Here is a 25,929-nt window from a genome sequence, read left to right on the forward strand (position 1 = left end):
GCACAATACTTAGAGTGTCATCAACAATTTCACAAGCAGCCCTTCAACAATTAACAATCAATCTTGCTTACGCGGGTTTGGTGGCGGCCGCCTTCGAAGGCCGTATTCAAGAACTGGCTGACGATGGCACGGGCGTTTTCCTCGCTTATAAAGCGCGCCGGCACGCACATGATGTTGGCATCATTGTGCTGGCGGGCCAGCTCAGCTAGCTCGGGCTCCCAGGCAATAGCCGCCCGAATACCGCGGTGCTTGTTGGCTGTGATGCACACGCCGTTGGCCGAGCCGCACACCAGAATTCCCCGCTCTAGCTCGCCGTTAGTAATGGCCTCCGCCAGTGGGTGCACAAAGTCCGGGTAGTCCACTGAATCGGGAGAGTTGGTGCCGAAGTCGCGCACCTCGTAACCGTTGTCGCGCAGCCAGTGGGCCAGCATCTGCTTGTACTCGAAGCCGGCGTGGTCGGAACCGATGGCAATGGCAGTCATTGGAATAAAGAATTTGAGGGTGAAATGAGAAGGCTGAAAAACAAAAGGGCGAGGAACACGCCTCGCCTTTTATGTCATTGCCTGGCTTCTGACTAAGAAACACCGCCGTTTTCAGCTAGCCGTTCGTTGAGCTGCTTGGTGCGGTTGCGCGTTACCACACGGGCAATGTTGATACTCAGCTCGTAAAGCAGCACAATCGGAATCGTGACGATAATCTGGGCTGAAATGTCGGGGGGCGTGATGATGGCTGCCACAACCAGAATGACCACAATGGCGTGCTTGCGGTACAGGCGCATGATTTCGGGCGTTACAATACCGGCTTTGGCCAGGAAGAACACAATCATGGGTAGCTCGAACACGCCCGCGCACGACAAGCTCATGGTAGTCAGCGTGCTGATGTAGCTCTGCAAGTCAATCTGGTTTTCGATGGTCGAATCCAGTTGATACGAAGCCAGGAAGTTGATGCTGAGCGGCGCGGCAATAAAGTAGCCGAACAGCAACCCGATGATGAACAGCACCGACACGAAAAACACCGCGCCGCGCGAGTTGGCTTGCTCGTGTGGGTAAAGCCCCGGCTTGATGAAGCGCCAGATTTCCCAGAATGTGTACGGAAACGCCAGCGCCAGCCCCACCACGAATGACGAGCTGATGTGCATAGTCAGCTGTCCGCTCATCTGGCGGTTCTGCAAATCGAAGGTGGGTTCCCCAATGCACAATCCCTCGGCGTGAATCCACTGCCCGAACTTGCAAAAGGCGCGGTAGGTCCAGAAATCCCCCCGGGAAGGCCCCAGAATCAGGTCGTGAAACAGGAAATCCTTGGCCAGAAACGCGGCTGTAGTGAAGACGACAATGGCAATGGCCGAGCGGATGATATGCCACCGCAACGCCTCCAGATGGTCGATAAAAGACATTTCCGGGTGCTGTCCCGTTACGGGGTGCCCGGAAGAAAGGTGTTGTTGATCCACGAGGGAATGAATTAGTGACTTAGTGATTCGGTGACTTAGCGAAGGAGGTCGGGTGAACAACAAACGAAAACCAGTGGTGGCAGGATGCTGCTCCACTGGTTTTCCGTTCACTAAATCACTAAGCCACTAAATCACAAGGTTAAGCGAAGAGCGGAAACTGCTGCATCCACTCGTTCACCTGGCCGCGCACGCGCAGCAGGTAAGCGTCGTCGTCGTTGTGCATCAGCACATCGTCAATCAGATCTACGATGCGGGCCATATCGGTTTCGCGCAGGCCACGGGTGGTAACGGCCGCCGACCCAATGCGCATGCCGCTGGTCACGAAGGGCGACTTGTCATCGAAGGGCACCATGTTTTTGTTGATGGTGATGTCGGCCTTGATGAGGGTATTTTCGGCCAGCTTGCCGCTGAGGCCCTTGCTGCGCAAGTCAATCAGCATCAAGTGGTTGTCGGTGCCGCCCGAAATAATTTGGTAGCCCCGGTCGGTGAAGCCCTTGGCCAGCGCCTGGGCATTGCGGATTACCTGCTGGGTGTACTCGGTGTAGGAGTCGCTCAGGGCCTCGCCAAATGCCACGGCCTTTGCACCGATAACGTGCTCGAGTGGGCCACCCTGGGTGCCAGGGAATACGCCCGAGTCCAGTAGCGCCGACATCATGCGCAGCTCGCCTTTCGGGGTCTTCAACCCGAAGGGGTTTTCAAAGTCTTTGCCCAGCATGATGAGGCCGCCACGCGGGCCGCGCAACGTCTTATGGGTGGTAGTAGTAACGATGTGGCAGTGGTCGAACGGGTTGTTCAACAAACCTTTGGCAATCAGGCCACTGGGGTGCGAGATGTCGGCTAGCAGCAACGCGCCTACCTCGTCGGCAGCTTCGCGCAGGGCTTTGTAGTCCCAGTCGCGGGAGTAGGCCGAGGCGCCGCAGATGATGAGCTTGGGCTGCTCCTGGCGGGCGGTGGCTTTCACCTTCTCCCAATCGATGAGGCCGGTTTCGGGCTCCACACCGTAGAACGACGGCTTGTAGAGCTTGCCCGAAAAGTTGACGGGCGAGCCGTGGGTAAGGTGACCACCGTGGCTGAGGTCGAAGCCCAGAATTTTGTCGCCGGGGTTGAGGATGGCTAGCATAACGGCGGCGTTGGCCTGCGCACCGGAGTGCGGCTGCACGTTCACCCACTCCACCCCAAATAGTTCCTTGGCCCGGTCGATGGCCAATTGCTCGATCTGGTCCACGATTTCGCAGCCACCGTAGTAGCGCTTGCCGGGGAGGCCCTCGGCGTATTTGTTGGTCAGGATGGAGCCCTGCGCCCGCATCACTTGCTCCGAAACGTAGTTTTCAGAGGCAATCAGTTCAATACCGTGCGTTTGCCGCTCTTTTTCGCGCTGAATCAGGTCGAAGATGGCGGTGTCTTGGGCGAGGGTCGGGGCTTGCGTTTCCATAGGTTCAAAGGTACACGCACCGTCCGGAACTGCCAAGCTGCTTGTAAGCGCCCAACTCGGTGGCGGCAACTGACTCCGGCCGGTGGCTGTTTGCGGGTCCGTAAAAAGTTTTTCCAAGCGGTGTGGAATCCGGAAGGCGTGCGCATCAAACAGGTATCCGGTTCACTAACCCCTGCCTGTTATGAAAAACTTTCTGCTTCTGCCGCTTTTGGTAGCCGCCGGTAGCCTGGCCATCGGAGCTGCTACCACTAGCCGCCCCACCGCGCAAGCCGCTACCCTCCGCCCCGTTCCCACCCCCGACACGCTCACGGTGCGCGGGCGCATCACCGACCGTTCTACTGGACAGGGACTTCCGGGCGTAACGGTGCTGGTGAAAGGCACTACTACCGGGGTTTCTACTGCTCCTGATGGTGGGTATCGGGTGGTGATGCCTGCCGGTCATCGGGTGCTGATTATCAGTTATGTAGGCTATGTGACGCAAGAGCATACAGTCAGCAAGGACTACCAAGTGCTGAATGTTGCACTGCAACCCGACTCCAGAACACTGAACGAGGTAGTAGTTGGTGGTGCATTGGCTGGAAAAGCAGCCGGTGTGCAAATCACAGCTCAGGGTAATGACCGAGGCTACGCAGCACCCGCCCGCAAAAGAAAACCCGGGGGGTGGTCGGGCGCCGGGTACGTTGCTGCTCCACGCCCTGCTCCTAGTGCCGGCGAAACCTATGCGCACACCCAGGAAGGTGGGTTTCGGAGCACCACCAAAGACCCGCTGAGCACCTTCAGTATTGATGTGGATGCGACCAGCTACTCCAACGTGCGCCGCTTCCTCAACCAGGGCCAGCTCCCGCCACCCGATGCCGTGCGCATCGAGGAAATGCTGAATTACTTTCAGTACGACTACCCGCAGCCCACCGGCCCCGAGCCGTTTTCTGTCACCACGGAACTAGCCGCTTGCCCCTGGAACCCAACCCACCAGTTGGTGCACGTGGGCTTACAAGGCAAAATCGTAGCCACCGACAAGCTGCCGCCCGCCAACTTAGTATTCCTCGTGGACGTGTCGGGCTCGATGATGGGCGACGACCGGCTGCCGCTGGTGCAGGCTGCTTTGCGGTTGCTGGTGAAGGAGTTGCGCCCGCAGGATAAGGTGGCGCTGGTGGTGTATGCCGGCGCGGCCGGGCTGGTACTGCCGCCCACTGCCGGCAACAAGCGCAGCGAGATTCTGCGGGCCATTGATAACCTACAGGCTGGGGGCTCCACGGCCGGCGGCGCTGGGTTGCGCCTGGCCTACCAAGTGGCGCGCGACAATTTTCAGAAAGACGGCAACAACCGCGTGATTCTGGCCACCGACGGCGACTTCAACGTGGGTGAGCAAAGCGACGATGCCATGGAACACCTGATTGTGCAGGAACGGGAATCGGGGGTGTTCCTGACGGTGCTAGGCGTGGGCCAAGGCAATTATCAGGACAAGAAAATGGAGCTGCTGGCCGACAAAGGCAACGGCAATTACGCCTACCTCGACAACCTCGATGAGGCCCGGCGGGTGCTGGTGCGGCAGTTCGGCGGCACCCTCTTCACGCTGGCCAAAGACGTGAAGCTGCAAGTGGAGTTCAACCCGGCGCGGGTGCGCGAGTACCGCCTCATCGGCTACGAAAACCGCACCCTGGCCGCCGAAGACTTCAACAATGACCGCAAAGACGCCGGCGAAATGGGCGCCGGCCACACCGTGACGGCCCTTTACGAAGTGGTGCCCGTAGGCGCCCCCGCCGCCATCGACAAGCTGAAATACCAAGCGGGTGCTAGCGAGAAGCCAGCGCCGGCCTCCGCCGACTTGATGACCGTAAAGCTGCGCTACAAAGAGCCCCAGGGCAACACCAGCAAACTGTTTGAGCGCACCTTGCGCGGCCCTGTGGCTCCGTTGGAGCGCGCTTCTGAAAATCTCCGTTTTGCAGCTGCCGTGGCCCAATTTGGCATGTTGTTGCGCGCGTCCGAGTATCGGGGCGACGCCACTTGGGCGGCTACGGCGAAGTTGGCCGAGGGAGCCCGCGGCAAAGACCCAGAAGGGTACCGGGCCGAGCTAGTGCGGTTGATGAAAGCAGCAGAGGGCTTGCAACCTTCGGTGGGTGCATATGACTCTCGTTAAGAGAGGGTTAGATAGTTGGTCGGGCTGGGGCTTCACTCACCTATTGCGGCGGGAATTCCGGCGGGTTGCAGACCGCCGGGTGCACAGTGCCCGTTGTACCCGGCCTGACCTTTGGTATTAAAAAAGAAGGCCCCACCGAAGTCGGTGGGGCTTTCTTGGTTTACACTAAACGAAAAGTGCAGGGCGCTTAGAACGAGTAGTTCAATGAGGCCTTGATGACGCGGTTTTGCGCATCGAAACGGTTGTTTTTATCTAATGACGACAGGCCGTAATCGTAGCCGGCGCTGAGGCCGAAGCCGCTGTCGAACTGGTAGCCCAGGCCGCCTACCACGCCAAAATCGACGGTGCGGAACTGGTCTTTGACATCAAAATCCTGCTTGTAAGCCGAGAAGCCCAGGGCACCCGCTTCCACGCGGGCCTTGTTGCTCACCAGGAACGATACCTGCGGGCCGGCATAGAGGTAGAAGCCGGGCGTGAGGTAGGCCTTGGCCAGCACCGGCACATCAATATAAGCCATGCGCGAGGTGGCCGTTACGCGGGCATTCAGGAAGTCGAGGGCCGGAAATGGTACGGTGCCCTGTAGTTTCGCGCCTTTCTCAGAGTAGCTGATGCCGGGCTCGATGGCGAAACCAGCGCTGATTGGCAGCGTGGCGTACATGCCCACGTGGAAACCAGGCTTCATCTCCTTGGTCACGGCGCCGTTGGCGAAGCTGGCCACGTCCATCACGCTCTGCACCGCATCCCCCGACCAGTCCGACACGTTCACGCCGGCCCGGATACCTATTTTGGGCGTTAGGGCCGTGCCAGTAGACCGGGTGGAATACACGGGGCGGGCCTGGGGCCGGCCGCTGTAGGCCGGTACGCGGTGGGTCTGGACTTGGGCTTCGGCAGCCAGCGAAAAACCGGAAAACAAAAGGGTAGCCGCAGCCAGGCGGCCGAAAAGTCGCTTCGTATTCATAGCTGAAAGAGTGTTGAGGTTGGGGGCCGGGCCACGTTGCGCAGCGTGGGGCAGCCGGTGTTGTAAGGGGTAATTACAAAACCGTGCCAAACTTTTACCGGGCCTCATACGACCAGTTCAGACATTAGCCGGTGCAGAAGATTCCGGCAACCATTTCGGTTGCGATAAAAAGCTCGCCGGCCGCTTGATAAACTGTGGCAGCAGGTAGATGCAAGAACAAGCCGATCTGCATTAGCTGCACGCCTTATATTGTGTTACTGTGAAAAATACAGCTGCATCTAGGCAAAACCATAACAGCAGCATCTTGCAGCAGTAACATTGGCTTTACCGTCGGCTAGAACCTTTGCGGCCTCATTCTAGCCCGTCGCTATGCGCAAAGCTTTTCCTCTCTTCCCTACTATTGTTTCAGTAGCTCTGCTGAATGCCGCTTCAGGTTTCGGCCAGTCCACCGACGCCTCCATTGCTGGGCGCGTGGTGGACGAAAAAGGCGTGACGCTGCCCGGCGTTACCATCATCGTCCGCAATGAAGCCACTGGCTTCCAGACCACTACCGTTACCAACGGTGAAGGCCGCTACTTCCTACGGCAACTCCCACTAGGCAAGCCCTACACCGTGCGGGCCAGCTACATCGGCTCGACCAACCAAGTGAAAAACGAATTGGCCCTGAACCTAGGCGACCAGCTAGCCGTGGATTTCATGATGCAGCCTGCCGCCGTAGGCTTACAGGAAGTGGTGGTGCGCGGCAATGCCCTCAACAGCCGCATCGACCGGCTGGGCAGCAGCACGGCCATCACCGACCAAACCATCCGGCAGATTCCGGTGCTCAACCGCAGCTTTGCTAACCTGGCCTCGCTAGCGCCTACCACCAACGGCGGCAGCGTGGGCGGTCAGTTGGCCTCGTCTACTAACTACCTGATTGATGGGGTGAGTGCCCGCAACAACCTCACGTCGGGGGCAGTAGGTAACGGGCCGTACTCGCTTTCCCTGGAAGCCATCCGCGAATTTGAGGTGGCCACCAACGTGTACGACGTGACCCAGGGCCGGCAGGGCGGCGGCACCATCAGCGCCGTGACCAAGTCGGGCACCAACACGCTTACGGGCTCGATTTTCGACTACTACCGCGCCGATTTTCTGGCCAGCCCCTACGACATCCGGGGCAACCGCCGCACCCAGAATTTCACCACCAACCAGTACGGTTTCAGCCTCGCGGGGCCCATCATCAAAGACAAGCTGCACTTCTTCACGGCACTAGACCGGCAAGACCAGTCAGCGCCGTTTTTCATTGCCGATATCAAGTCGGATGCCGATGCCAATGCCTTAGGTATCAGCAAGGGCGCGCTGGATACGGTGCTTACTATTGCCCGCACCAAGTACGGCCTGAGTGAGGCCCGGCAAACGGGCGAGTTCGGGCGCAAGACGGTGAACAACACGTTTTTCGCGCGCCTCGACTGGCAGATCAACGACCGGAACCGCCTGACGCTGCGCAACAACTACAGCGACTACGACAACCCCAACAGCACCGACGACAACTCGGCCATCAACCTGTACGAGGTGTACGGCAACTTCAAGTCGCGCGAAAACAGCACGTTGGCTTCGTTGCGTACCCAGTTCAGCCCGAACCTGCTCAACGAATTGAAAGTGCAGTACCAAACCGTGAAGCGCGACTACACGCCCAACGACCAGCTGCCAAGCGCCAATATTCCGCGGGCCATTGTGACGGTTCGTTCGCGCCTGCCCAACGGCCGGCAGGGCAGCACCTCGGTGCAGCTCGGGGGCCAGCGCTTCACGCCCGAAAACAACCTGGAAAACCAGGTGCAGTTGGTCAACACCACCTACCTAACCAAGGGCCGCTACAACTTCACCTTCGGCACCGACAACACCCTGACTTACCTGGATACCTACATTTCCAGCGAGCAAAACGGGCGCTTCGTGTTCAACAGCGTGCAGGAATTCGACGACCTGAACCCGACCCGCTACGCCCGTGAGGTGCCACTGCAAGGCGTGCCGTCGGTGCAGCAGTATGTGTTGAATACCTCGTTGTTTGGGCAGGCGCAGTACAATCCCATGACCAACGTGGAAGCCATTGTGGGCTTGCGCTGGGACATGACCAGCTACCTGACGGCGGGTGCCTACAACCCCGTGGTGAAAGAAGCCTTGGGCTTGCGCACCAACAACAACCCCACCGACTGGAACAACTTTCAGCCCCGCGCGCAGCTAACCTGGGACGTGAAAGGCGAACGAAAAAGTATCGTGCGGCTGGGCGGCGGTATTTTCTCGGCCAACCCCATCAACTACGCACAGGTCAACAACATCCAGAACAGCGGCACCAAGGTGGCCTCCATTGACGTGACGCGGCCAGCAACGGGCGAGAATCCGGTACCGCGCCCCGACTTCATTGCCTACCGCGCCGACCCAAATACGGCCCCCGGTTTGCTGCCCGGCGTGCCGTACGTATCAACCATCAACCTGAACGACGAGAACTTGCAGGTGCCCAACATCTACAAGGCCAACCTGAGCGTGAACCGCATTGTGAACAGCTGGCTGCGGGTGGGCGTGAACCTTATGTACTCCTCTACCCGCGACAACTACGTGTACCTGGACCGTAACCTGGTAGACCAGCCCTACTTCACGCTTGATAACGAAGCCAACCGGGGCGTGTTCGTGCCCGCCAATACCATCACGGCGGCGGGCATTACCAACAACGTGCTGGGCCGCAAAACGCAGGCGGTGGGCCGCACCCTGGAGTTCACCAACGGCGCCAAAGTGCGGCAGGCGGCTATGGTGGTGGATGCCGAGGTGCGCTACTTCCGCGACGGGTATTTCAACGCCAGCTACACCCTCAACGACACGCGCGACAACACGTCCTACAATGGTAACGTGGCCAATACGTCCACGTTCCGGCCCATCAAGTCGGACCCGCGCAGCCTGAGCGAAATCAACTACTCCGACAACCAGTTCCGGCACAAAGTGGTGTTCTTCGGCTCCTCGCCTACCGTGAAAGGTTTCGCGCTGAGCGCCCGGTTTACCGGCCTCGGGGGTAGCCGCTACTCGCTGCTCGTGGATGCCGATATCAATGGCGACTTCGTGGGCGGCCCCGGAACCGACAACGACCTGGCCTTCGTGTTCGACCCTAGCAACCCGGAAACCAACCCGGCCGTGGCGGCCTCCATGCAGAAGGTGCTCGACAACCCCGACAACCGCGCCAAAGACTACATCCGCCGCAGCCTCGGCACCATTGCCGACCGCAACGGCGGCGTCAACCCCTTTGCCGGTACGTTTGATGTGCGCCTGCAAAAAACCTTCAAACTGTTTAAAACCCAGGGCCTCACCTTCAGCGTGGACGCCTTCAACTTCGCCAACCTGCTCAACAAGGACTGGGGCGTGAATTACAATCTGCCCAACCAGAACCTGCTGTCGGTGACGGGCTTCAACCAAACGACGCGCCGCTACACCTACCGCGTCAACGAAAACGTGGGCGTCATCAACCAGGGCGGCACACCTTACCAATTGCAGCTGGGCGCCCGCTATTCTTTCTAAGCATTCGTTACCTTTTTCTTCTCTTGTATGAAGTCGTTTATTGCCACCGTAGGGTTGAGTTTTGGACTTGCACTGACCTCGTTTGGTCAGGCCGCTAAGCACGTAGTGCTGATTAGCATCGACGGGTTCCGGCCCGATTTCTACCGCGAAGCCAAGTGGCCAACGCCCAACTTGCAGCGCATGGCCGCGCAGGGCACTTCGGCCGATGGCGTGCGGGGCGTGTTTCCGAGCGTTACGTATCCGTCGCACACCACGCTCATTACGGGCGTGGCGCCGGCCCAACACGGCATCTACTACAACTCGCCCTTCGAGCCCGATGGCGCTACCGGCCGCTGGTACTGGGAGGAAAATCTCATCAAAACCGAAACCCTCTGGGACGCCGTGCACAAAGCCGGCCTGAAATCGGCCTCCGTAATGTGGCCCGTATCGGTGGGCGCGCCGATTGACTACAACGTGCCCGAATATTGGTCGCTCGATAAGAACGTGGACCGGTTCACGCCGGTACGCCAGCAAACCATGCCCAAGGGCCTGCTGGAGGAAATCGAACTGAACGCCACCGGCAAACTCACGGCCCGCGACATGAGCAGCGACTACGTGAGCGGCGACGAAAACGGCAGCCGCATGGCCGCTTATATCCTGACCACCTACAAGCCCGCCCTACTCACTCTGCACGTATTCGGGGTAGACCACGCCGAGCACCAAGACGGCCGCGACGGGGAACATGTGCGCCGCGCCCTAGCCACCGCCGACTGGGTGGTGGGCAACATCGTGGAGGCCCTGGCCAAGGCCGGTATTGATAAAGAAACGGCCGTGATAGTTACCGGTGACCACGGCTTCGTGGATATCAATACCACGCTGGCACCCAACGTGTGGCTGGCCCAAAACGGCCTGTATGGCGCCAACAAAGGCGAGTGGAAAGCGCAGTTCCACACCTCGGGCGCGGCCGCTTTCCTGATGCTGAAAAACAAGAACGACAAGAAAACCCTGGAGCAAGTCCGCCAGCTGTTGGCCGCTGCCCCCGCCGAGCAGCGCAAGCTGTTCCGAGTGGTGGAGCGCGCCGAGCTAGACCGAGTAGGCGCCGACCCGAACGTGGCGCTGGCCTTGGCACCGGTGCCCGGCGTATCAATGAACGGCAGCCGCGAAGGCGCGGTGGTGCGGCCCGGTAAAGGCGGTACCCACGGCTTCTTCCCCGATTTCGCGCAGATTCAAACCGGCTTTATCGGTTTCGGTGCTGGTTTCAAGGCGGGCGAAGTGGTGCCGCAAATGGCCTTGCAAGATGTGGCGCCGATTACGGCGCGGCTACTAGGGTTGCCTTTCACCGGTGCCCAAAGCCCGCTGCCCATGCAGATAGTAAAGCAATAAGGGCGTAGCGGCTGGCTGGTACGGTACCACCTAGCTGCTGAAACCGCCAGATGGAAAATAAGGTCTGAGTTGAACAGCCGCTACTGCTCAACTCAGACCTTATTTTTTCTTCTCCGCACTGTCTTCTTTGGTGGGTGGCGTGGTAGTGGCCAAGCGCCGCTCGATGTCTTCGGCCATGAATTCAGCATCTTCTTTCAGAGGCGAGTTCTCCTCGGCAAACAGCTTGGCGGCCGTGCGTATTTCCTCCCGGGCCTCGGGTAGTTTCTTGAGTTCGTTGTAGCTGTAGGCGAGGTTGAAATGGGCCAGTGGATAATTGCCGCGCAGCTCAATCGAGCGTTTGAACAGCGGCACGCTTTCAGTGAAACGGCCCTGGCTCATGCGCACGAAACCGAAGGCGTAGTAAGAAAGATAGTCGCCGAGGCCGTGCTTGTGCGCCGAGGTGTAATAGCGGCTAATCAGCGCCATCAGCGCCTTGGGCGACTTCTCGGCTTCGGCGCATTCGCACTGTAACACCTGGTAATAATAGTCGCCCAGGGCGCGGTCGAGCTTGTAGTTGGTGGGGTAGCGCTTTTTCAGGTTCAGCAGAATCGGCTCCACTGCAAACGGGTAGGGAATGGCCGCCCGCGTGTACTTGACGCGCAACGAATCAAGGCGTTCCAGCGGGGCCAAGTCGCGGAACCCGAACCCTTCCAGCTCCCGGCTACGGAGGTAGTAGTTCAGTGCCAGCTCGGTTTGCTTAAGCGCAATGGTGGGCCGACGGTGCTTGGGGTCGAACTTGTTGAGCAGTTTAAAAGCCGACTCGTACTTGCGGTCCAGCATAAGTTCCGACGCTTGCGTCAGCACTTCAGCTTCAGTAGGGGCTTTGGTAACAGGTTTAGGAGAGGTGGTTTTCTTGACGGCGGGCTTAGCCGTTTTGGGCTTGCTCGGGGCAGGGGCAGTGGTGGCGGGTTTGGTGGCGGCTGGTTTAGTTTGGGCCAGGGCAGGCAGCGCCAAACTCAGTGGCAGGAGCAGAAACAGAAGGGAGCGGTGTAGCATAGGTAGCACTATATACGGCGCAAAGGGGAGTACCAGTTCAGGGATTTATGCTTGATATAATTGACTTTCCGAAAATCTTTCTCCACCTTGCCAACGCTAAGGCACTAACACATGCACCAGAACCGCTACTTTTTTGGCTTTTATTACTTCTACGCCTCCGCGTAGTCGAGTAGCCGCCGTGTAGCCTTTTCAACCTGAAAACTCCAGCGCCTCTCGACCCCGAGAGGCGCTTTTTTTACGTCTTTGCTTTCATGCACCAGTTCAGCTTCTTCTTTACCTTTTTCTATTACCTGTTCTTTTATCAAAAGAACCGGGCCTGTTTTTGCCGCTGCTGACCTACCACTCCGCACCCCCGCAAACCCAGGCCCCCGCACACCGGAGGCCTTTTTTATTGCTCAGTTGCTTTCCTGTCACCTCATTACCAGTTTCTTCTAATGCCACTTTCTCCTTCCGCCATTGCCATTCAGGGATACGCGGGCAGCTTCCACGAGCTAGCCGCCCGCCACTACTTCGGTGCCGAACCCGAAATTGTGCCCTGCGCGACGTTTGGGGAAGTGGTGCGGCAGGTAACCAGCGGCGCGGCCGAAGCCGGGTTGATGGCCATCGAGAATTCCATTGCCGGCAGCATCCTGCCCAACTACAGCCTGCTCCAGCGCTCGGCCGTGCAGGTAACCGGCGAAGTGTACCTGCACATCCGGCAGCACCTACTGGCCTTGCCAGGCCAAGCCCTGGCCGATATCCGGGAAGTGCATTCGCACCCGGTGGCGCTGCTGCAATGCGCTGATTTTCTGGCCCTGCACCCTTGGCAATTGGTGGAAACAGTGGATACGGCCCTCAGCGCCCGGCACCTGCGCGAACGGACCAGCTTGGGCATAGCCGCCGTAGCCGGTGAGGCCGCGGCCCGGCTCTACGGCCTGGAAGTGCTGGCCCCCAACATTCACGCCGACCCCGAAAACTACACTCGCTTCTTGGTGCTGGAACGCCAGGACCCCGAGCGGCCTACCAGCCCGGCCAACAAAGCCTCGCTGTATTTCCACACCGACCACCAGCGCGGCAGCCTGGCCCGGGTGCTGACCTGCATTGCCGGCCACGGCTTCAACCTCTCCAAGCTCCAGTCGTGCCCCCGGCCGGGCCGCACCTGGCAGTACTACTTCCACGCCGACGTCGAGTTCGAGGAAGCCGCCCAACTCCCGGCGCTGCTGCAAGAACTCACCCTGCTCACCGACGACCTGCAAGTACTAGGGGCCTATCAACGCGGCGAGTATTACTGATAGGTGGCGGATGATTGTCAATTGTTATTGACAATCATCCGCCACCTATCAGCAACAAACAACCAACAAGTCAACAACCAGCCAGCAACCCATGCAAGTCTCCACTGCTCAGCGCTTAGCCAACACTGGCGAATACTACTTCTCGCAGAAGCTGCGTGAAATTGCCGCGCTCAACCAGGCGGGCGCCGACATCATCAGCCTGGGTATCGGGAGCCCCGATTTGCCGCCGCACCCCACCGTAACGGCCGCCCTCACGGCCTCGGCCGCCCTGCCTTCCGCGCACGGCTACCAGAGCTACCAGGGCACGCCGGCTTTACGGGCGGCTATTGCGGAGTGGTACGGCCGCGCCTATGGTGTAGCCCTGGACCCCGCCACGGAAGTGCTGCCGCTGCTGGGCTCGAAGGAAGGCTTGATGCACATTGGCATGACGTTTCTGGAAGCCGGCGACACGGTGCTCATCCCCAACCCCGGCTACCCCACCTACCGCGCCGTAGCCGAAATCTGCGGGGCCACCATCCGGGAGTACGACCTGACCGAAGCCGGCGGCTGGCTACCCGACCTGGAAGCCTTGGCCGAATCGGATTTGAGCGGCGTGAAGATGATGCTGGTCAATTACCCGCACATGCCCACTGGCACCCGTGCCGATGTGGCGTTCCTGACCCGGCTGGTGCAGTTTGCGCAAGAGCACCAGATTATGCTGGTTCACGACAACCCGTACAGCTTCATCCTCAACGACAACCCCACCAGCCTACTCTCGGTGCCGGGGGCGCGGGAAGTGTCCTTGGAGCTGAACTCGCTCAGCAAGTCGCACAACATGGCCGGGTGGCGCGTGGGGCTGCTGGCCGGCCGCGCCGATTGGCTGAAGGAAGTGCTGCGCTTCAAAAGCAATATGGATTCAGGGATGTACTTGCCGGTGCAGCAGGCCGCCGTGGCGGCGCTGGCCCTCGGCCCCGAGTGGTTCGCGGAGCTGAACGCCATTTATCAGGCCCGCCGCGCTGTGGTATTCGAGCTGCTGCACGCCCTGGGCTGCCAGCCTGACCCCAGCCAAACCGGCCTGTTCGTGTGGGCCGCCGTGCCCGCCGGGTACGCCGATGGCTACGCCTTGAGCGACGAATTGCTCCACGATGCCCGCGTGTTCATTACGCCCGGTGGCATCTTCGGCAGCAACGGCAACAATTACATCCGCGTGAGCTTGTGCCAACCGGAAGCGTTGCTGCGCAAAGCCATGGAACGAATTGTGTCTAGTTCAAAAGCACGTCATGCAGAGCGCAGCGAACTATCTCGCGTGCTGACGCAGGAATAGTAACCCAACGTCAGCACGCGAGATGCTTCGCTGCGCTCTGCATGACGGTCTATCTTTTTGAATAAGTGTTACTTGCCATGAACACAGTAGTTGTAATTGGAATCGGGCTGATTGGTGGCTCCCTGGCGCTCAGCTTGCGGCAGCAGGGCTTGGCCACTCGCTTTATCGGGATGGAGGCCAACCTGGAAAACGCCCACCGGGCGCTGGAACTGGGGCTGGTTGATAAAATCGAAACCAACCTGGAGGTGGCCGTAGCTGCCGCCGACTTAGTAATAGTAGCCGTACCCATGGACGCCATGCTGACCGTGCTGCCGCTGGTGCTCGATGCGGCCACCGGCCGCCAGGTGGTGGTAGATGTGGGCTCCACCAAGGAGAAGCTGCTAGCCGCCGTAGCCGACCACCCAAACCGGGGTCGGTTCGTGGCCATCCACCCGATGGCGGGTACCGAGTACTCGGGCCCGGAGGCGGCGGTGCAACACCTGTTTGCCGGCAAGACGCTGGTGGTGTGCGACGCTCACCGTTCCGACCCCGACGCCGTGCAGACCGTGGAAACGCTGTTCCGGGCTCTGCCCATGCGCCTACTCTACCTCGATGCCGCCGACCACGATTTGCACGCTGCGTATGTGTCGCACATTTCGCACATCACCTCGTTTGCGCTGGCTCTCACAGTGTTGGAGAAAGAGAAAGAAGAGCAGCGTATCTTCGACTTGGCCAGCGGCGGCTTCGAATCGACGGTGCGGCTGGCCAAAAGCTCGCCGGCCATGTGGGTGCCCATCTTCCGCCAGAACCGCACCAACGTCCTCGATGTACTAGACGAGCACCTGCGGCAGCTCCAGGAACTGCGCCGCCTACTGGCCGAGGAAGATTACGACGGCCTGCGCCGCTCTATCGAACAAGCCAACCACATCCGTAAAATCATTTCCTAGCACAACTGTAGCCCGTGCTACACTCACCACTTCGAAACCTTACCAACCCATCATATGAACCAGACTGAACTTGCCCCGAAAACGGCCAACATCCACAAGAAAGCCCTCCTGATTTCTGGCCCGTGCAGCGCCGAAACGGAAGAGCAAATGCTTCAATCCGCCACTGAGCTGGCCGCTACCGGCCGCGTGGATATGCTGCGCGCCGGCATCTGGAAGCCCCGCACCAAGCCGGGCATGTTCGAGGGTATTGGGACAAAGGGGCTGCCGTGGCTGCGCAAAGCCAAGGAAATAACCGGCTTGCCGGTAGCCGTGGAAGTTGCCACCGCCAAACACGTCGAAGACTGTCTGGCTTTCGAGGTAGACGTGCTGTGGGTAGGTGCCCGCACCACTGGTAACCCGTTCTCGGTGCAGGAAATAGCTAATGCCCTGCGCGGGGTAGATATTCCGGTGCTGGTGAAGAACCCCATTCACCCCGAACTGGAGCTGTGGATTGGCGCCGTGGAGCGGCTAGCCAAAGCGGGCCTCACCGACCTGGGCCTGATTCACCGGGGCTTCGCTAGCTACGGCAACACCGACTTCCGCAACGCCCCCATGTGGCACCTGCCCATTGAAATGAAGCGCCGGATGCCCGACCTGCCCATCATCTGCGACCCGAGCCACATCTGCGGCCGCCGCGACACCCTCGCCGCCGTGGCCCAGCAGGCCATCGACCTGGACTTCGACGGGCTGATGCTGGAGTCGCACCCCGACCCGGACAACGCCTGGAGCGACGCCAAGCAGCAGGTAACGGCTGCCGCCCTCAAAACGATGCTGGAGGGCCTGACTTGGCGCCACGAGCCTACCAACCAGCGCGAATTCCAGACGGCGCTGGCCGGCCTGCGGGAGCAAATCAACCAACTCGACAATGAAATCATGCAGCTGATTGGCCGCCGCATGGGCGTGGCGCAGCAAATCGGGCAGTACAAGAAAGACAACGACATCACCATCCTGCAAACCAACCGCTACAGCGAAATCCTGGACCGGAGCCTGCGCCAGGGCGAGAAGCTAGGCCTTTCGCCGGAGTTCGTGCACACCTACCTCGAAGCCGTGCACTTGGAGTCCATCAACCGCCAGAACAAGGTGATGAACTCGTAGCCGGAAGTAACGACAGATATTGACAGGAACTATAACGGGAAGGGCAAGCAGAATTATTATTTCTGCTTGCCCTTCCCGTTAATTATGAACACCTTACGCCAGATATATTCGTTGTTGTAGGTGCTCCTGTAAGGAGCAGGTGCCCGATGTAGTGAACTATCAAATTAGCTTATCAAACCTGTTGCTGTATGTGGAATAAACGGAAGTTATTGGTGGGCGCTGCCCTTGTGCTAGTATCTGGCAGTGCCGTTGCGCAACGGTCGTTTTCGGTGGTGGCTGGCGGGCAGATGTATCTTACAAAGGCCCGGTTTGTGGAGGCCAAGCCAGCTGGTTTCGGGCTAGGCCTGGTACCGCACCTCTACTCCGGCTTCATGGTTGGCGCTGCTGTGGGACTTTCGCCGCGCTATGCTGTGCAGGCTACGGTAGGCATAGACGCATATGGGGTCAGCTTTCAAGCGCACAGGGGGAGTACCATGCGGTTTTCACAGTATGCCACTGAATACGCTCTGGTGCTTAGGCGGCAGTACGCAACGGGGCAAGTAGGGCACGTCTGGTTCACTGATTCGGGTTTCGATATGCTGCATGCTGGGGGTGGAGGCATTACGAGTTTCGGGATTGAAAGCAGCAATATGGTTGGGCCCGGTACTTCCGTATCAGGTACGATAATAAATGGCAAGTCGTATCGGGTAGGGGTACGGCTAGGAGCAGGGCGTGAGTGGGCCCTGAGCAGCCGCCATCATGTGGCGCTTCAGGCCATTGCCAGCATCGGGCTAAGTGATTTACGACACTACCGGCTACAAAACACGACTTGGCAGCAGGGACAAACCATCGACCCTATAGTTAAGGATGTGCTGATTGCCACCCGCGCCAGCTTTGTGGGGGTGCAGGCCCGCTACCGGTTTCAGCTATAGAAGGCGGTAATCTTGTAGGTAGCCAGCGGCCCCGGCAACTTGGCCATCTGCTGAGTTACGCCGTACTTACGGGCTATGCTCTTCTATACCGTCATGAAGCCCCTCGTGCAGGTTGCCCTGCGCGTGTTTTTTCGCCGTCTGGAAATCCGGCACCGGGACCGGCTGCAAACCCCAGGGCCGCTGCTCATGGTGAGCAACCACCCCAATACCCTCATGGACCCGCTGGTGGTGGCGGCCAACCGGCGCGAATCCATTGCGTTTCTGGCGAAGAGTACGTTTTTCAAGAACCCGATTTCGCGGGCCATTTTTACGTCCGGCAACTCCATTCCTATCTACCGCCGTCAGGACGTGGAAACCGGCGGGGTAGCCGTCACGCCTGAGCAGCTAGCCGCTCAGAATGAGGCTACGTTCGGCAAGTGCTACGACTATCTGGACAAGCGCGGGACCATCATGATTTTTCCGGAGGGTACCAGCGTGAGCGAGCGGCGGCTGCGGCCCCTGAAAACCGGCGCGGCCCGCATTGCGCTGGGGGCCGAGGCGCGCCACGATTTCAAGCTGGGTTTGCGGGTGTTGCCGTTGGGTATCAATTACTTCGATCCGCAGCATTTCCGCTCCGATGTGTTCATCAACGTGGCCCCGCCCATCCGGGTGGCCGACTACGCCGATGCCTACCGCCAAGACCCGCTAGCCGCCGCCGACCAGCTCACTGAGGACATCCGCCGGCACTTGGAGCAGCGCCTCGTCATCACGCGCGACGCGGCCGAAGACGAGTTGGTGCAGCAGTTGGAGCGCACTTTCACCGGCCACCTCATCGAAGACGACCCGCGCACGCTCTACGACAACTTCCAGCTTAGCCGCACGCTGCTGCAAGCCGTAGCCTACTTCGACCAGCATGACCCCGGCCGCCTCACCGAAGCCCGCGCCCACCTGACTTCCTACTTAGGAGAGCTGAAACGGCTGGGCCTCACCGATGAAGCCCTGGAGTCGGACCGGCGGGGCCGGACGCGGGGCGAGCGGGCGTTGCGGTCCGGCGTGAAACTGGTGCTGGGTTTGCCGGTGTATCTATACGGCGCCGTGAACAATTATCTGCCCTATAAGCTGCCCTCGGTAGCGGCCCGGCTGGCTACCAAGGAAGTGGAGTTTGTGGCGCCCATCATGATGGTGGTGGGCATGCTGACGTTCAGTATCGGCTACGCGCTGCAAATTGCGCTGGTACACCATTTCACCCAGGATTGGCGCTGGACTGCGCTGTACGCCTTGAGCTTGCCTCTGACTGGCTTCTACGCGCTGAGCTATTGGAACCAGCTGGCCGGCCGGGTGCGGCGAGTGCGGGCCCTGCGGCTTTTCCGGCAGCAGCGCCCTCTGATGGAAGGATTGCTCCGCAAGCGCGCCACCATCCTGCGCCTACTAGCCGAAGCCCGCGAAAAGTACCTAGCTCGGGAAATAGATTGAATGATTGGATAAGTGGGTGATTAGATGAGTGAAGCAGCCTCCATTCAGTCACCCACTCGTCCAATCCTTACCAGCCTACTTTCGAGCCAAAACCTAGCGTTAAGATATCGGTGGGGGAGATGCCGCCTTTATTGGGCAAAAGGCTGAGCAGGTATAGATCGTTGGTACCCAGTTCGGCGTAGGCGGATACGCGGGAGGGATTGGGGTGCTGCACAGTGGCAATACCAGCGTAAGTGAGGCGAGGCGTCACAAACAAGCCAGTACGTACTTTGGTGGAAAAAAAGTAGTAGCCGGGCGTGTAAGTGCTAGGGTCTTTACTGTCGCGGATGGTGGCGCCATGGGTGTAGTTGACGTAGCCGCCTACCCCCGCGCTAGCCCGCCAATGGTTGCCGAAAGTGGGCCGGATAGGCAAGTAGGTAGCCTTGAAGGTAAAGATGGTGAGCGGCTTGCTGCTGAAGCGGCGAGGCACGTAGCCCACCAATACCTCCGGCTCCAGCCGTTGATGCGCCAGCTGTACCCCGCCACCAAGTGCCACCGTGCCCGCTCCGCCTCCTACGTGCAGCGTCAGAAAAAACGGTGCTTTACCGGGCATCAACGGGTCTTGCTGGCCTGACTGGCCTTGCGCAGGTAGGTTACCTGCCAGACCAGCCACCACAAGCCCACTGAAAAGCAGTTGCCGTCCATCGAAAAGCATGGGTGTCAAATTGATAACGAGTGTAAGAGCAACTACAAGTCCATCTTCAGCCCTAATCCCAGCGTGAGGATTTCGGTGAAGTTCATGCCCTTGATGTTGGGTACGTAGCTGGCCAAATACAGGTCGTTGGTGCCTAGCTCGTAGTACGCCGAAATCCGGCGTGTACGGCCAGGGTTGGCGGCGCGGGGGGCCAGGTAGCTCAAGCGCCCGCCCAGTAGTAAGCCCACACGGGTGTCCGTCGAAAACCAGTAGTAGCCTTTGGTGTACTGGAACGGCTCTTCATCGTTGATGGTGCCGTGGGTGTAGCTCAGGTACATGCCAATGGTGAGGGGCCGCAGCTGAAATTTCTGGCCTAGCGGCACGGTGTACGGCGAGTACAGTACCTTGGCCGTAGCAATGGACAGGGCCGAGCCGGCCAATTTCTCCGGTACGTAGCCCACCAGAATGTCGGTTTCCAGCCGGTCGCGCACGGCTACAAAGCCAACCCCGCCGGACACCACACCCGCGCCGCCCGCCGTTTGCAGTGCCACATGGTGCAGCCGATACCAAGGATGAGCCACCGAATCGGGCGCGGCAGATTGGCCCAGTGCGGGCACGGCGGCACTCAGCCAGAACAAGGATAGAAGGCCGCGCATCAGAAAGCTATGGTTTTGAGGCGGAACTTCGGTTGGTCGTTGGCGTCGTTCCACACCGTCAGAATCACGTATTGGTTTTTCTGAAACGAGTAGGAGCTGATGTACGTCACGCCGTCATCAAATGGCTCACTCACCCCAAACGAGTGCGTGTGGCCGTTCAGCGCAAATGTGAGCTTGGGAGCTACTTCCAACGCCTTAGCATACGGTTCGGTCAGCTTTGGATCGAAGTCGCCATCTAGGGGGGGCACGTGGCACAGCACCACTTGGCGCTTGGCCCCATCGAGGCTACGGGTTTGCTGTTGCAGCCAGCCGATATCCGGAATGCGGCCGTTGAAGTTGTACTCCCGGCTGTTGGTGTCGATGAGGGTGAACTTGGTGTCGCCGTACACAAACGAGTAGTTCAGCGGCCCAAACACATGCTGGTATGCCTCCCGACCGTTGCCCACTTGGTCGTGGTTGCCAATAACGGTGAGGTAGGGAATGTCGAGCTTGCTGAGCCGGTCGTCCACCCAGCGCATCTCGCGGGCCAGCCCAAAGTCGGAAATGTCGCCGGCTACTACCATAAAGGACAAGCCCGATTGTTGGTTCACGCTTTCCACCAGCTTTTCGGCGTGGTCGTAGAAGCGCTGGGAGTCGCCGGTAAATACGAAGCGTAGGGTGTCGCCGGCGCGAAGTGGATTGGTAGCCATGCGCGCCAAGTTCTTGGCAGTCAGGTTGCTTTGTTCTTTCGAGCCGTTGTAGGCGTTTGGGCTGAATTCGAGCAGCTCGCAGCCGCTGAGCAGCCCTAGGGCTGCCACGCAGCCCGCCCAGCGGAGCTGGGGCAGAGTAGAAAATAGCATACAGGGAGGCCAAAAGACCAACAAACCATGCCCTCCACAACGGAAGGCAAAGATTACATACTATCGTAGGACCCTCCTGGTTTTTGAATTAAGCAGTGCTAAAGCTTGTCGCTAGCTGGCATCACACAAGCGTTTCCATTGAAAACGCGCCGCACTTTACAGGCGAGCCAAAAAGACTAACCTAAAGCAATTCTGTTTTTCTTTCGAGTTTCCGAAAAATAATGTGCCCGCCGTGCTGAAAACTACACCCTAAGTCCAGGTTCGGTACAACACGCTGCTTCCTACAACGCGTAAGCTCATCGGCAAACAGGCAACTACCTAACGAGCTGGCGTTGCGGTTTTCGGCTGCGGCTTCAGGGTCATTCGGAAGGCCTTGAGAGCCGCCGGATGATAGATGGTGCCGTGGGTTTCCTGGGGCATGGGCTCGTAGTGCCAGGTAAGGCGCTGCCCGGTTTTGCCGCGTAGGATTTCGGTTAGGCGCTGGGTACCCGCTACAATTTCGGGCTCGTTGCTGGTGGCCAGGAAGAGCGTTTTAGTGGTGCCTTTCTGGTTATCCAGCAAGCGGCTGACGTCCTTTACCAGTTGCTCGTTATTCCACCACAGGCTGGGGTCGAAGGCCAGATACGTGTCGAACAGGTCGGGTTCCAGCAGCAGGGTTTCCACCACAAACAAGCCCGCTAACGACTCACCCACAATGGCGGTTTCGGCGGTGGTGCGGTAGCGGCGCTTCACTTCCGGCATCAACTCCTGGCGGATAAACTGCCGGAACACCGCCGAGCCACCCACGCGGAGGGCAATCTGCTTGTCTTTCGGGTTAGTGGTCGGGCCGGTCAGGTCGCGCCGCCGCTCGGTGTTCTCAATGCCCACTACCAGAAACGGCCGCATCGTCTCGTTGCCCACCGATACCTGCACTAAGCCCGCTACGTGCAGAAAGTCCTCGGCCAAGCCTCCATCCGGCATGTACAGCACCGGCAGGCGCAAGTCCTTGGATTCAGCGTAGCCCGTGGGTAAGTAGACGTTGATGCGGCGCGTTTCGCCCAGCACTTTCGAGGCAATGGTAAACGTCTGACCAATTACCAGCGGGGCAGCTTTAGCCGGCTTGATGCTTTGCTGGCCTACTGCTGTGAACAGGAACAAACAAGGCAGTAACAAGAAAAGCAGCGCGCGTAGACGAGTCATAGAGTGGTTTTTTGAGGCAGATTTCAAAGCACTTGTGTAGCAGCGAATAAGCCCACAGTAACAGATATGGACGTCATGCAGAGGCGGAGCCGAAGCATCTTGCGTGCTGACGTCAGGATTATTATTCCAGCGTTAGCACGCGAGATGCTTCGGCTCCGCCTCTGTATGATGGCCTTTGTTAGTGCTTGAAAAACAAGTGTTTACAAGCAAGATGCCACGCGGCCTACTCGTCCAGATACTGGTGCACGAACTTGATGGCCATGGAGCCTTCGCCCACCGCTGATGCTACGCGGGCCATTGCCCCAGCCCGACTGTCGCCGGCGGCGAATACGCCGGGCACGCAGGTTTCGAGCAGGTAGGGTTCCCGGAGGTGTTTCCAGGAGGTGGCATAACGTGGGTCGAGTACCAAGTCGCGGCCGGTGAGCAGGAAGCCTTTCGCGTCGCACAAGGCAAGGTTGCATACCCACTCGGTGCTAGGCTTGGCACCAATGAACACGAACAGCGCCCGTGCGGTCTTCTTGGTCAGCTCCCCGTTGGTTTTCAGCACCACCGCTTCCAGGTGATCTTGCCCGCACACCTCGGCTATTTCCGTGAACGGCAGAATTTCGATATTAGGCGTATTGCCAATCTGCTCAATTAGATACGCCGACATTGAGGCCGCCAACGACTTGCCCCGGATGACGATGAACACATTGCGGGCGTAGGTGGCTAAGTACATGGCTGCCTGTCCCGCTGAGTTGCCGCCGCCCACAATGTACACGTCCTGCTGGTCGCAGGAGCGGGCCTCGGTGCGAGCCGCACCGTAATACACGCCAGCGCCGCTGAGGCGGTCCATGCCGGGCACATCGAGGGTGCGGTAGCTGACGCCGGTGGTGAGCACCACGGCGCGGGTGCGCACTTTGCTGCCATCAGTGAGGGTCAGTACTTTATAGCCGTCCTGCACGCACATCTCCGTTACCTCCTGCGGCGCCAGAATTTCGGCACCTAAGCGCACGGCCTGCGCCCAGGCCCGGTGCGCCAGCTCCGACCCGCTCAAGCCTGTTGGGAAGCCCAGGTAATTTTCGATGCGGGAGCTGCTACCGGCTTGCCCACCAAAGGTTTGGCGTTCAATCATCAGGGTTTTTAGGCCTTCGGAAGCGCCATATACGGCCGCTGCCATACCCGATGGGCCAGCCCCGATTACCACCACATCGTACAGCTCCTGGGTGGCCGTGAGGGTAAGCCCGATGTGCTGGGCCAAGTCGGTTTTGCTGGGCTGCGCCACTGCCACGCCATCCTCGTAAATCACCACGGGTAGGTCGGCGGCCGTGAGGCCTTTGGCGGTCAGTATCTCTTGCGCTTCGGGGTTGGTTTCGAAATCCAGCCACTGAAAGCCAACCATGTAGCCGCTCAGGAAGTCCTTGATTTCGTGTGACAACGGCGACCATTGGAAGCCGATAAGCCGCAGGCCGCTATACTTGGGCCGGTACTCGCGCTGCCAGGCGCCCAGCAAATCGTGGAGGGTAGGGTAAAGGAGCTGCTGGGGTGGGTCCCAGGGCTTCATCAGGTAATGGTCGAGGCGGGCGTTGTTGATGGCCCGGATGGCCGCTTCGGTATCGGCGTAGGCGGTGAGCAGTACCCGCTTGGCATCCGGAAAAATACCCCGCGCCTCCGACAGTAGCTCCACCCCCTCCATGCCTGGCATCCGCTGGTCGGCCAGAATCAAAGCCAGCGGCTCTTCCCGCGCCCGTAGCTCGTGCAAGGTGGTTAGAGCTTCCTCGCCCGAGTTGGCCCGCAGAATGCGGTAATCGCGCCGAAACTCACTGCGCAAGTCCCGGTCTATGGCATTAAGTACTTGCGTATCATCGTCAACTGCCAGGATAATCGGTTTTTTTGCGGTAGCCATAAGGTGAAATTGTGAACTAATGAAAGGGTGAATTTGATGTGCTAGTGAAAGAGTGAGTTGATATTTTGCTAGTGGTTTCTTGCGCCAGCAGAATGTCAACTCACCCTCTCTCTAGCTCACCATTTCACCAATGGGGAGCCAGGCGCAGAACTCGGTGTGGCCGGGTTGGGAGCTAACTTCCAGTTTGCCGCCGTGGGTTTCAATGGTGCGCAGGGCAATGTCGAGGCCCAGGCCAGTGCCCTCGCCGGCGGGCTTGGTGGTGAAGAACGGCTCCAAGATGCGGGGCAGAATATCGGCCGGAATGCCAGGGCCATTGTCGACAACAAATACCCGCACATACTCTCCGTCGAGGCGGGTGCGCAGCGTGATTTCGCCACCCGGCGGCAGGGCGTCCAAGGCGTTGTCGATGAGGTTGGTCCACACTTGGTTGAGGCTGCTGACCTGCCCGCTGACTTTCGGCAAGTCGGGTGCATAGTCACGCACGATGTTGATGTTTTTCTCGCGCAACTGATAGTTAAGCATGTTCACGGTGCTTTCCAGGCCTTCGTGCACATCAAGCGGAGCGAAACCGCCGGCGCGGTCCATGTGCGAGTAGGTTTTCACGTTGGTAACCAGCGTACTAATACGCCCGCCCGCTTCCTGCACATCCTGAATTAGGCGCTGCATGGTAAGCTGGGTGGAAAGCCAAATTAGCGCCGCTGGGCGCGACGGCTCGGGCAGGGCTGCCGTGGCCGTTTCGAGTTGCGCGGGCATTAGTCCGGCATCGAGTAGGCCGGTAGCCAGCGTGTAGGGGTCGGGCACTTGCTGGGTATCCAGCCAATCAATCAGCTCGTCTTCCCGGTCGGCGCGTGCTAGGCCCGAGAGTGGTGGGCCGGTGGGTGGGGGCGTGGCGGCCAGGGTGGTAAGGGCAGCCAGCGCGGCCGGCTCGGGGCAATGGTGCAGCAAGTTGCCGAACTGGGTGGGGGCGGCGTGCAGGCGAGTAGCCAGTGCCTCGGCGGCCCGCACAATGGCGGCGGCCGGGTTGTTGAGCTCATGCGCCAGGCCTGCCGACAGTTTGCCTAAAGCCCGCAGCTTTTCGTCGCGCTCCTGGCCGCGGGCCTCGTTGCGGACCCGGTCACTCATCAAGCCTACCAGCCGCTGCACTAAGTCGGGGCTGATGCGCTCTAGTTCCGGGAAGTGCTTGCGGTGGAGCAGCAGCACTACCGTTTCGCCAATGGCCACGCTCAGTCCCGCAATAACTTGGAGGCGAGAGTACGGCAGCACCCCGCTCACTTGGCCGGCTTCCACCCGAAAAATCGGTTCCCGGTTGCCGTTGCGAATGGCGTAGAACTGGATACCACCCTTGAATATCATCACCATAAACTCGGCCGGGTCGCCGGGCTGCATAATGGTCTGGCCCCCGGTGAATTCACGCTGCTCACCGTTCGCAAGCAGCCATTCCAACGTTTCAATTGGCAAATCGGCTAGCAGTGGAATCGTAGTGAAATCAACGAGGGTAAGCAACGGAGCAGCCATAGCAAAACGTGGAATAAGCAGCAAGAACGGTGGTCCTGACGAAAAAAGCAGGACAATTCTGATTACTAAATATACAACAACAAGATAGCGCCCTGAATGAAGGCGCTTTTCAAAGTGAGCGTAAGGCAACAAAGGGCTGGATAGACTAGAAGCATCTCTTTGATTATACCGCTCGAAAAGTTTGCCTTCTTCATAGCTACGGCATGAGCGGCCGACGGCCCAGCTGAACGTAGGGAGACTTTTTGTCTTGCACCAGCAGTGTGTCAAAAACTGTTTC

At 59.3% G+C, this 25,929-nt stretch carries 20 protein-coding genes; 9 read left to right on the top strand and 11 right to left on the bottom strand.

Annotated elements, in window-relative coordinates; translation table 11 throughout:
• Positions 1-50 precede the first annotated feature (50 nt).
• The 3 genes from rpiB to G536_RS0121320 all read right to left on the bottom strand — a co-directional run bounded on the left by rpiB (position 51) and on the right by G536_RS0121320 (position 2,879).
• Complete coding sequence (gene rpiB, locus G536_RS0121310; protein WP_022825632.1) at positions 51-482, bottom strand: ribose 5-phosphate isomerase B; 432 nt, start codon at positions 480-482, stop codon at positions 51-53.
• 92 nt (positions 483-574) lie between these two features.
• The gene (tatC, locus tag G536_RS0121315; RefSeq protein ID WP_342664773.1) at positions 575-1,447 is read right to left on the bottom strand and encodes a twin-arginine translocase subunit TatC; all 873 of its coding nucleotides are present in this window, start codon (positions 1,445-1,447) and stop codon (positions 575-577) included.
• A gap of 139 nt (positions 1,448-1,586) precedes the next feature.
• Entirely contained in the window at positions 1,587-2,879 is a 1,293-nt protein-coding gene (locus G536_RS0121320; protein ID WP_026880455.1) for a serine hydroxymethyltransferase, read from the bottom strand.
• Between the two features lie 181 nt (positions 2,880-3,060).
• Here G536_RS0121320 and G536_RS0121325 point away from each other — a divergent pair, with 181 nt between their 5' ends.
• The gene (locus tag G536_RS0121325) at positions 3,061-5,016 is read left to right on the top strand and encodes a vWA domain-containing protein (protein ID WP_022825635.1); all 1,956 of its coding nucleotides are present in this window, start codon (positions 3,061-3,063) and stop codon (positions 5,014-5,016) included.
• A gap of 187 nt (positions 5,017-5,203) precedes the next feature.
• On the opposite strand, the gene G536_RS0121330 is transcribed toward G536_RS0121325, so the two are convergent.
• Complete coding sequence (locus G536_RS0121330; RefSeq protein ID WP_022825636.1) at positions 5,204-5,974, bottom strand: porin family protein; 771 nt, start codon at positions 5,972-5,974, stop codon at positions 5,204-5,206.
• A 369-nt stretch (positions 5,975-6,343) separates the two neighbouring features.
• Between G536_RS0121330 and G536_RS0121340 the strand changes: the two genes are divergently transcribed.
• A complete protein-coding gene (locus G536_RS0121340) occupies positions 6,344-9,511 on the top strand; it encodes a TonB-dependent receptor (RefSeq protein WP_022825638.1) in 3,168 nt (1,055 codons plus the stop codon).
• 27 nt (positions 9,512-9,538) lie between these two features.
• Positions 9,539-10,873, top strand: coding sequence for an alkaline phosphatase family protein (locus G536_RS29285; RefSeq protein ID WP_022825639.1), 1,335 nt, complete (start codon positions 9,539-9,541; stop codon positions 10,871-10,873).
• Between the two features lie 99 nt (positions 10,874-10,972).
• Here G536_RS29285 and G536_RS0121350 read toward each other — a convergent pair whose 3' ends face one another.
• Complete coding sequence (locus G536_RS0121350) at positions 10,973-11,908, bottom strand: tetratricopeptide repeat protein (RefSeq protein ID WP_022825640.1); 936 nt, start codon at positions 11,906-11,908, stop codon at positions 10,973-10,975.
• Between the two features lie 434 nt (positions 11,909-12,342).
• On the opposite strand from G536_RS0121350, the gene G536_RS0121360 reads away from it, so the two are divergent.
• The 6 genes from G536_RS0121360 to G536_RS0121385 all read left to right on the top strand — a co-directional run bounded on the left by G536_RS0121360 (position 12,343) and on the right by G536_RS0121385 (position 18,905).
• Positions 12,343-13,179: a prephenate dehydratase gene (locus G536_RS0121360; protein WP_022825642.1), complete on the top strand. Its 837-nt coding sequence runs from the start codon at positions 12,343-12,345 to the stop codon at positions 13,177-13,179.
• Positions 13,180-13,270: 91 nt separating this feature from the next.
• A complete protein-coding gene (locus G536_RS29290) occupies positions 13,271-14,482 on the top strand; it encodes a pyridoxal phosphate-dependent aminotransferase (protein WP_022825643.1) in 1,212 nt (403 codons plus the stop codon).
• 77 nt (positions 14,483-14,559) lie between these two features.
• Entirely contained in the window at positions 14,560-15,408 is an 849-nt protein-coding gene (locus tag G536_RS0121370) for a prephenate dehydrogenase (protein WP_022825644.1), read from the top strand.
• Positions 15,409-15,462: 54 nt separating this feature from the next.
• The gene (locus tag G536_RS0121375) at positions 15,463-16,542 is read left to right on the top strand and encodes a chorismate mutase (protein WP_022825645.1); all 1,080 of its coding nucleotides are present in this window, start codon (positions 15,463-15,465) and stop codon (positions 16,540-16,542) included.
• Between the two features lie 188 nt (positions 16,543-16,730).
• Positions 16,731-17,453 carry a hypothetical protein gene (locus G536_RS0121380; protein WP_022825646.1) on the top strand — a complete coding sequence of 241 codons (723 nt, stop codon included), beginning with the start codon at positions 16,731-16,733 and terminating at the stop codon, positions 17,451-17,453.
• A gap of 75 nt (positions 17,454-17,528) precedes the next feature.
• Positions 17,529-18,905, top strand: coding sequence for a lysophospholipid acyltransferase family protein (locus G536_RS0121385; protein WP_022825647.1), 1,377 nt, complete (start codon positions 17,529-17,531; stop codon positions 18,903-18,905).
• A gap of 67 nt (positions 18,906-18,972) precedes the next feature.
• Here G536_RS0121385 and G536_RS0121390 read toward each other — a convergent pair whose 3' ends face one another.
• From G536_RS0121390 to G536_RS0121415, 6 genes are all read right to left on the bottom strand, one after another.
• Entirely contained in the window at positions 18,973-19,599 is a 627-nt protein-coding gene (locus tag G536_RS0121390) for a hypothetical protein (protein WP_022825648.1), read from the bottom strand.
• 32 nt (positions 19,600-19,631) lie between these two features.
• Positions 19,632-20,234 (bottom strand): hypothetical protein, encoded by a 603-nt coding sequence (locus G536_RS29295; RefSeq protein ID WP_022825649.1) that lies wholly within the window; start codon positions 20,232-20,234, stop codon positions 19,632-19,634.
• Complete coding sequence (locus G536_RS0121400) at positions 20,234-21,073, bottom strand: metallophosphoesterase family protein (protein WP_022825650.1); 840 nt, start codon at positions 21,071-21,073, stop codon at positions 20,234-20,236. Before G536_RS0121400 ends, G536_RS29295 begins: the two co-directional genes overlap by 1 nt.
• A 318-nt stretch (positions 21,074-21,391) precedes the next feature.
• A complete protein-coding gene (locus tag G536_RS0121405) occupies positions 21,392-22,252 on the bottom strand; it encodes an alpha/beta hydrolase (RefSeq protein WP_026880457.1) in 861 nt (286 codons plus the stop codon).
• Positions 22,253-22,475: 223 nt separating this feature from the next.
• On the bottom strand, positions 22,476-24,137 hold the full coding sequence (locus G536_RS0121410) for an NAD(P)/FAD-dependent oxidoreductase (RefSeq protein WP_022825652.1): 1,662 nt from the start codon (positions 24,135-24,137) through the stop codon (positions 22,476-22,478).
• Between the two features lie 111 nt (positions 24,138-24,248).
• The gene (locus G536_RS0121415; protein WP_022825653.1) at positions 24,249-25,652 is read right to left on the bottom strand and encodes a sensor histidine kinase; all 1,404 of its coding nucleotides are present in this window, start codon (positions 25,650-25,652) and stop codon (positions 24,249-24,251) included.
• Between the last annotated feature and the right edge of the window lie 277 nt (positions 25,653-25,929).

Origin of the sequence: Hymenobacter norwichensis DSM 15439 (genome assembly GCF_000420705.1) — a bacterium.
Lineage (GTDB): Bacteria > Bacteroidota > Bacteroidia > Cytophagales > Hymenobacteraceae > Hymenobacter > Hymenobacter norwichensis.

Excerpts from the sequence above, each read along its gene's own strand:
- rpiB (WP_022825632.1), bottom strand. The coding sequence starts at position 482 with ATGACTGCCATTGCCATCGGTTCCGACCACGCCGGCTTCGAGTACAAG.
- G536_RS0121320 (WP_026880455.1), bottom strand. The coding sequence starts at position 2,879 with ATGGAAACGCAAGCCCCGACCCTCGCCCAAGACACCGCCATCTTCGAC.
- G536_RS0121325 (WP_022825635.1), top strand. The coding sequence starts at position 3,061 with ATGAAAAACTTTCTGCTTCTGCCGCTTTTGGTAGCCGCCGGTAGCCTG.
- G536_RS0121330 (WP_022825636.1), bottom strand. The coding sequence starts at position 5,974 with ATGAATACGAAGCGACTTTTCGGCCGCCTGGCTGCGGCTACCCTTTTG.
- G536_RS0121340 (WP_022825638.1), top strand. The coding sequence starts at position 6,344 with ATGCGCAAAGCTTTTCCTCTCTTCCCTACTATTGTTTCAGTAGCTCTG.
- G536_RS29285 (WP_022825639.1), top strand. The coding sequence starts at position 9,539 with ATGAAGTCGTTTATTGCCACCGTAGGGTTGAGTTTTGGACTTGCACTG.
- G536_RS0121350 (WP_022825640.1), bottom strand. The coding sequence starts at position 11,908 with ATGCTACACCGCTCCCTTCTGTTTCTGCTCCTGCCACTGAGTTTGGCG.
- G536_RS0121360 (WP_022825642.1), top strand. The coding sequence starts at position 12,343 with ATGCCACTTTCTCCTTCCGCCATTGCCATTCAGGGATACGCGGGCAGC.
- G536_RS29290 (WP_022825643.1), top strand. The coding sequence starts at position 13,271 with ATGCAAGTCTCCACTGCTCAGCGCTTAGCCAACACTGGCGAATACTAC.
- G536_RS0121370 (WP_022825644.1), top strand. The coding sequence starts at position 14,560 with ATGAACACAGTAGTTGTAATTGGAATCGGGCTGATTGGTGGCTCCCTG.
- G536_RS0121375 (WP_022825645.1), top strand. The coding sequence starts at position 15,463 with ATGAACCAGACTGAACTTGCCCCGAAAACGGCCAACATCCACAAGAAA.
- G536_RS0121380 (WP_022825646.1), top strand. The coding sequence starts at position 16,731 with ATGTGGAATAAACGGAAGTTATTGGTGGGCGCTGCCCTTGTGCTAGTA.
- G536_RS0121385 (WP_022825647.1), top strand. The coding sequence starts at position 17,529 with ATGCTCTTCTATACCGTCATGAAGCCCCTCGTGCAGGTTGCCCTGCGC.
- G536_RS0121390 (WP_022825648.1), bottom strand. The coding sequence starts at position 19,599 with ATGCTTTTCGATGGACGGCAACTGCTTTTCAGTGGGCTTGTGGTGGCT.
- G536_RS29295 (WP_022825649.1), bottom strand. The coding sequence starts at position 20,234 with ATGCGCGGCCTTCTATCCTTGTTCTGGCTGAGTGCCGCCGTGCCCGCA.
- G536_RS0121400 (WP_022825650.1), bottom strand. The coding sequence starts at position 21,073 with ATGCTATTTTCTACTCTGCCCCAGCTCCGCTGGGCGGGCTGCGTGGCA.
- G536_RS0121405 (WP_026880457.1), bottom strand. The coding sequence starts at position 22,252 with ATGACTCGTCTACGCGCGCTGCTTTTCTTGTTACTGCCTTGTTTGTTC.
- G536_RS0121410 (WP_022825652.1), bottom strand. The coding sequence starts at position 24,137 with ATGGCTACCGCAAAAAAACCGATTATCCTGGCAGTTGACGATGATACG.
- G536_RS0121415 (WP_022825653.1), bottom strand. The coding sequence starts at position 25,652 with ATGGCTGCTCCGTTGCTTACCCTCGTTGATTTCACTACGATTCCACTG.